The 6,020-nt window shown below is 77.3% G+C and carries 7 protein-coding genes; 1 reads left to right on the top strand and 6 read right to left on the bottom strand.

From position 1 onward, the window contains the following. From OZ948_03945 to OZ948_03920, 6 genes are all read right to left on the bottom strand, one after another. Positions 1-1,397: hypothetical protein (locus OZ948_03945; GenBank protein ID MEB2343874.1), on the bottom strand; the 1,397-nt coding region annotated here is incomplete at its 3' end. Then, positions 1,394-1,747 (bottom strand): hypothetical protein, encoded by a 354-nt coding sequence (locus OZ948_03940; protein ID MEB2343873.1) that lies wholly within the window; start codon positions 1,745-1,747, stop codon positions 1,394-1,396. The genes OZ948_03945 and OZ948_03940, both read right to left, overlap by 4 nt. A 1-nt stretch (position 1,748) precedes the next feature. Then, complete coding sequence (locus OZ948_03935) at positions 1,749-2,915, bottom strand: hypothetical protein (protein MEB2343872.1); 1,167 nt, start codon at positions 2,913-2,915, stop codon at positions 1,749-1,751. Next, on the bottom strand, positions 2,912-3,244 hold the full coding sequence (locus OZ948_03930) for a divalent-cation tolerance protein CutA (protein MEB2343871.1): 333 nt from the start codon (positions 3,242-3,244) through the stop codon (positions 2,912-2,914). The genes OZ948_03935 and OZ948_03930 overlap by 4 nt, the downstream gene beginning before the upstream one ends. Then, a complete protein-coding gene (locus tag OZ948_03925) occupies positions 3,228-4,442 on the bottom strand; it encodes a deoxyguanosinetriphosphate triphosphohydrolase (GenBank protein MEB2343870.1) in 1,215 nt (404 codons plus the stop codon). Before OZ948_03925 ends, OZ948_03930 begins: the two co-directional genes overlap by 17 nt. Further along, positions 4,439-4,648, bottom strand: coding sequence for a hypothetical protein (locus OZ948_03920; GenBank protein MEB2343869.1), 210 nt, complete (start codon positions 4,646-4,648; stop codon positions 4,439-4,441). Before OZ948_03920 ends, OZ948_03925 begins: the two co-directional genes overlap by 4 nt. 133 nt (positions 4,649-4,781) lie before the next feature. Here OZ948_03920 and OZ948_03915 point away from each other — a divergent pair, with 133 nt between their 5' ends. Then, positions 4,782-5,891: an aminotransferase class V-fold PLP-dependent enzyme gene (locus OZ948_03915; GenBank protein MEB2343868.1), complete on the top strand. Its 1,110-nt coding sequence runs from the start codon at positions 4,782-4,784 to the stop codon at positions 5,889-5,891. The last annotated feature ends 129 nt before the right edge of the window (positions 5,892-6,020 follow it).

Here is a 6,020-nt window from a genome sequence, read left to right as displayed (position 1 = left end):
TCGCCGGCCTCCTCGCCTTCGCCGGCGAGGTCGAAGAGCGACACCTCCTCGAAGCGGCGGCGCGGGCCGATCTCCTCGTCCCCGGCGGCCGCCGCTTCGGCCTCGGCGGGCGCCGCGGCGGCGGGCCGCGGCGGCGGCACGGCCGGAGCCGGCCGCGGCGACGGCCGCGCCTCGAAGGGGGCCGGCCGCGCGGGAGCGAGCGGCGCCGCAGCCGCGGGCAGCGCCGCCGGCGCGCGCGCCACGAGGGCCGGCTCGCCGCGGCCCACGCCCTCCACGCTCCAGCTCCGTACCTCGACGTCGAGGCAGGCGAGCACCCGGTCGACCGCAGCGTCGACGCGCTCGGCAGCGAGCAGCAGCAGGGGCTTCGCGGCGCTCGGCGCCGGCGCCTCCGGCAGCAGGCTCGCGACGCGGGGAACGAGCTCGATCCAGCCGTCGAGCGCGGCACCGAGCGCGAGCAGGCCGAGCTCGCGCCGCGCGACGCCGACCACGGCGCGGCCCTGACCGTCGACGCCGGCGAAGTCCACGCCCTCACCGAGCGGGCCGGCCAGGGGCCAGGGAGCGAGCGCGCGCACGCCGGCGCTCTCGGCGAGCCGCGCCGCGAGCGCGGCGCGCAGCGCCGGCTCGCCCTCGCGCAGCCGCCGGTCGCCGAGCGCCTTGCGCAGCGAGCCCTCGAAGCGGTCGAAGGCGTCGGCGAGCGCGTCGGCAGCGAGGTGCTGGAGCTCGCGGCGCGGCTCCCAGGCCTCGAGCGCCACCCCGCGAGCGTCCCCGCGCAGGATCGCGAGCGCCCGTCCGGCGAACACCAGCTCGATACCACCCGGCGCGGGGCGCACCGCGCCCCCGTGCTTGGCGCCGAGGCCCGCGAGCGCCGTGGCCGCCCGCCGCCAGAGCCCACGCGCGGACTCGCCGAGCTCGGCCGGCAGCGAGGAGGCCGGCAGCAGGGGCGCCTCCAGCCCCTCGGCGGTCACCTCGCCGACGGCGTCCTGCGCGTCGGGCTCGATGCGCGCCCGCACCCGCAGCGCCCCGGGGCGCAAGAGCCCGAGCCGCCGGCGCGCCGAGAGCGACCAGCTCCCCGAGACCGCATAGACCGCACCGTCGAAGCCCTCCTCGTGCACGCGCTGCGCCGCCACCGCCAGCGCGGCCAGCCAGGCGTCGCCGCCCGAGGCGGGCGAGACCCCGACCACCAGCCGCTCGCCGTCGCGCGACACCCCGGTGCCGACGACGGCCAGCGTCGCGGGCACGTCGTCGCTCGCGACGGGCTCGAGGGCCTCGGCCGGGACGACGCCGCTCTCGACGACCCGCGCGAGCTCGCGCGCGGGATCGAGGCCGCGCGGGCCGTCCCCCTCGCCGCCACCGGTTCCGCTGCCCCAGCGCCGACGCCCGAAGCGCCTTCGCATCATGCTCCCTCCTTCGTCTCCGGGGCCGCCGGTGCGATCACCAGCATGCCCGTCTCGACCAGCGCGACGGTCGCGTCGCGCACCACCCGTTGCAGATCCGTGAGCAGGCGGTCGCTTGCGACCACGCGCGCCACCTGCTCCTTGGCCGGCGCCAGATCCAGCAGGATCCCGCCGAGCAGCTTGCGGTCCGACTCCGCGTGCTTCACCACCGCGTTCCAGCGCGCGAGCGGCAGCTCGAGCCGGAAGCCCTCGAGGCCCTCGAGCTCGCCGGGCGCCGATTCGAGCGAGAGCACCGCCGCGTCGCGCTTGCGCGACATCGCGGCCCGCCAGTAGCGCCCCTGCGCCGCCAGCATGCTAGGGCCTCACCAGGGGCGAGGCGGCGCGCTCCTCGCGCAGCATCTCGAGCACCGGCGCGAGCACCCGATCGAGGAGCGCGCGCGCCACCGGGTTGTCACGCGGGGCGCGGTCGCGGAAGACGGCGGCGGCCGCGAGCAGGCGCCGGGCCTCCTCCTCGCCGCCACGCCGCCATGCCGCGTGGGCGGCCTCCTCGAGCCGCCCGGCGGTGCCCTCGCCGGCGGCCGCGCCGTAGCGCTGGTCGAGCGCGTCGTCGATCACGCGCTCGACCTGTGCGCGGCGCTGCTGATCGTCGACCAGGAGCGGGCTCTCACCGGCCTGGCGCACCTTCTCCGCGAGCTCGCGCAGGGCCTCGAAGGGCGGCGGCCAGGGGCCGAGCCCGCCCTCGGCGATCTGCTGGGCGACCTCGCGGGCTGCCGCGAGGTCCGGCGCCGCACCGAGCGCGGCGCGCACCTCCTCGCCGGGCGTCTTCGCGCCTGCGGGCGGGCGCGCTACGCGCGAGCGCCACTCCTCGAAGGCCTGCGGGAGCGCGCGGTCGGCGGGCTGCGCCGCGGCGGCGCGGGCCAGCAGCGCCGCCAGCGCCTCGCGCGAGCTGCGCACCGCGGCGATCTGCGCGTGGCCTTCGAGGTCGCGCACGAGCCGGCGCACCTGCGAGCGGGTGGTGGTGAGGGCGTGGAACTCGAGCACCCCGCGCTCGAGATCGATCGCGCCCTGGAACAGCCGCGCGCCGCCCGCCGGGCTCGGTTCGACGAGCACCACGATCTGCACGCCACCCGGGTCGGGTGCCGACACCAGCGCGAAGGCGAGCTCGTCGGCGAGCTTCGGCAGCACCGCGACGCGCGCCGCCGGCGCCTCGGAGGCGACCTCCACGCCGCGCGAGCGCAGCCGGTGCTGCGCGCGCCGCAGCGCCTTGCGCCCCGCCTTGCCGAGACCGTCCTCGCCGATCGCCGCGAGCGGCGCCACGCCACGCGGCGACTCGGCCCAGGCGAGGGCGAGCTCCTCGCCGGCCTCGGGCTCGTGCGCGAGCAGCCAGCGCACGAGGTCGCGCGCACCCTCGTCCGCCAGGGCGCCGAGCAGCCGCTCGGGGTCGCCGTTGGCGGGCCGCACCGCGTCGGCAAGCGCGGGCAGCGCCTCGGCGGCGCGCTCGAGGGCCGCAGCGAGGCTCACGGCGCCGCCTCCGCCGCGACCCAGTCGAGATAGGCCGGGAGGCCGCCGGCCACCGGCAGCGCCATCAGCTCGGGAAGCTCGTAGGGGTGGAGGGCGCGCAGCCGCGCGGCCAGCGCCTCCACGCGCTCGGCGCGGGTCTTGATCACCAGCAGCACCTCCGTCTGCTCCTCGACCGCACCCTGCCAGCGGTAGATCGAGCGGACCGCCGGCACCAGGCTCACGCACGCCGCGAGCCGCTCCTCGACGAGAGCGCGCGCGATGCGCGCGCCGCTGTCGGCGTCGGGCGCGGTCGAGAAGGCCACGCGCACGGGGCTAGCCGACGGGTCCATCGGGCTCGACGAGCCTCCGGTGCTCGGCCAGCGCAAAGCGGTCGGTCATGCCGGCCAGGTAGTCCGCGATCGCGCGCTCCTCGCCGTCCTCGGCGAAGCGCGCCCGGACCGACTCCGGGAGCTTTCCGGGATCGGCGCGGACGGCGCGCCACAGCTCGGCGAGCACCTGCTCGGCCGCGCGGGTGGTCGCGACGACGTGCGGGTGATGGTAGAGGTTCCGGCCCAGGAAGTCCTTGAGCTCGCGCAGCGCCTTCTCGAGCGCGCGCTCGTAGCCGAAGAGCCGCTCGCCCCGCTCCGACCCGGGCGGGTCGAGGGGCGCGTGGCGGCGCAGCGCGCCGACGTCCGGCAACGCTGCCGCCTCCAGGCGCCGGGCGCTCGACTCGACGAGGTCGGTCACGAGCCGGTTGATCAGCGCCACGATCGTCTGCCGGCGCAGGACCGGGGTCTCGTGGTCCGAAGCGCTCCGCCGGGTCGCGGGCAGGCGCGCGCGGACCTCCGCGTGGACCTCGCGCCAGAGCGGGACCTCCTCGAGCTGTGCGAGCGAGAGCAGGCCCGAGCGCAGGCCGTCGTCGAGGTCGTGGTTCACGTAGGCGATCTCGTCGGAGCGGTCGGCCACCTGCGCCTCGAGCGAGGGCTGGGCGCCGAGCTCCGGTACCGGTACCGGGTGCTCCCAGCGGCAGCCGTGCTTGAGGATGCCCTCACGGGTCTCGAAGCTCAGGTTGAGCCCGCGGACGCCCGGGGCGCGCTGCTCGAGCCAGTCCACCACGCGCAGGGTCTGGCGGTTGTGGTCGAAGCCGCCGGCGCCGCGCAGCAGCTCGTCGAGCACGCGCTCGCCGGCGTGCCCGAAGGGGGTGTGCCCGAGGTCGTGCGCCAGCGTGACGGCCTCGGCGAGATCCTCGTTCAGGCGCAGCGCACGCGCGATCGTGCGCGCGATCTGGGCCCCCTCGAGCGTGTGGGTGAGGCGGTTGCGGTAGTGGTCGCCCTCGTGGTGGACGAACACCTGGGTCTTGTACTCGAGCCGGCGGAAGGCACGCGCGTGCACGATCCGGTCGCGGTCGCGCTGGAAGACGGTGCGATAGGGATGCTCGGGCTCCGGCACGATGCGCCCCCGGGAGTCCGCGCTGCGCACCGCCCAGGGCGCCAGCCGTTCGCGCTCCTCCTGCTCCCAGTCGGTGCGCGTGCGGAGCGCGCGGCTCATCGCCCCGGCTCCCCGGCGTCGGCCTCGCGCAGCACCTGCTCGAGGCGCGCGCGCGACGCCTCGTCGATCTCGCCGTGCGCCGGCGCGCGCGCGGCCCGCGCCGCAACTGGGCCCGGCGAGCGCGGCGCGCCGGGCGCCGACAACAGCGCGTGGAGGGCGGCCGCAGCGACGCCGACCCCCGCGAGCAAGGTGAGCCAGCGGATCAACGCTTCGAGACTCCGAAGACGCGGGTGGAGGATGTTCCCGCGGGGAAGAGATGGGCCCAACTTAGAGAAGGAGGCCGCCCGCTGTCAACGCGCAGACGGCGCGGCCTGCGCCCTCCCCTTACCTTCCCGGTCGATGTCGCTTCCCCGCCGGCTGCTTCTCGGCCCTGGCCCCTCGAACGTGCATCCCCGGGTGCTGGCCGCGCTCGCGGAGCCTCTCCTCGGCCACCTCGACCCCGCCTTCCTGGCGCTCGCCGACGAGGTGCAGGCGCGCCTGCGCCGGCTCTTCGGCACCGCGAACCGGCTCACGATCCCGCTCGCGGCGAGCGGCAGCGGGGGGATGGAGGCCTGCTTCACGAACCTGGTGGAGCCGGGCGACCGGGCGCTGATCGGGGTGGCCGGCGTCTTCGGCGAGCGCATGTGCGACGTGGCCGACCGCCTGGGCGCGCGCGTGGTGCGGGTGGAGGCCGAGTGGGGCCGGGCCCTCGACGACGAGGTCGTGCTCGCCGCGATCGAGCGCGAGCGCCCGGCGCTGGTCGCGCTCGTCCACGCCGAGACCTCGACCGGCGTGCGCCAGCCGCTCGAGCGGATCGCGCAGGCCGTGCGCGCGGCGGATGCGCTCCTGATCCTCGACTGCGTCACCTCGCTCGGGGGCCTGCCGGTGACGCTCGACGCCTGGGGCGTGGACGCCGCTTACTCCGCCACCCAGAAGTGTCTCTCCTGCCCGCCCGGGCTCGCGCCGTCCTCGTTCTCGGAGCGGGCGCTCGCGCGCGCCGCCCGGCGGTGGGCGCCGTCGCCGAGCTGGTACTTCGACGTCGGGCTGCTCGCCGGCTACTACGGCGAGCAGCGGGTCTACCACCACACGGCGCCGGTCGGGATGGTCGCGGGGCTGGCCGAGGGCCTGCGCGTGATCGACGAGGAAGGCCTCGAGGCGCGCGCCGCCCGCCATGCCGGGGCTGCCGCGCGCCTCCTCGCGGGCCTCGCGCCGCTCGGCTTCGAGCCCCTCGTACCGGCCGGGGAGCGGCTGCCGATGCTGAGCGCGATCCGGCTCCCGGAGCAGGTGGTACGCGCGGGCGAGGCGGCGCTGCGCCGGCGCCTGCTCGACCGGCACGGGATCGAGGTCGGCGGCGGGCTCGGGAAGCTCGCGGGCAGGATCTGGCGGATCGGGCTGATGGGCGAGAACGCCCGCCCGGACGTGGTCGATCGGCTCCTCGGAGCGCTGCGCGAGGAGCTGGGGGCGCGGTAGCCTCACCGTCCCGGAGGGATGGTGCGCGGCCCCCCGGCGGTTGGGTGCTCGGAATGGAAGGATCGACGCCCAGGAGGCCGCGCACGGTTCGCCCTCGGAAGACAGGATGACGGATCCGGGCAGGCTGCG

This window comes from Deltaproteobacteria bacterium, from assembly GCA_035063765.1.
Lineage (GTDB): Bacteria > Myxococcota_A > UBA9160 > UBA9160 > PR03 > CAADGG01.
Note: the sequence above shows the minus strand (reverse complement) of the source record. Positions and strands in the feature narration are given on the sequence as shown.

Excerpts from the sequence above, each read along its gene's own strand:
- OZ948_03925 (MEB2343870.1), bottom strand. The coding sequence starts at position 4,442 with ATGAGCCGCGCGCTCCGCACGCGCACCGACTGGGAGCAGGAGGAGCGC.
- OZ948_03940 (MEB2343873.1), bottom strand. The coding sequence starts at position 1,747 with ATGCTGGCGGCGCAGGGGCGCTACTGGCGGGCCGCGATGTCGCGCAAG.
- OZ948_03930 (MEB2343871.1), bottom strand. The coding sequence starts at position 3,244 with ATGGACCCGTCGGCTAGCCCCGTGCGCGTGGCCTTCTCGACCGCGCCC.
- OZ948_03915 (MEB2343868.1), top strand. The coding sequence starts at position 4,782 with ATGTCGCTTCCCCGCCGGCTGCTTCTCGGCCCTGGCCCCTCGAACGTG.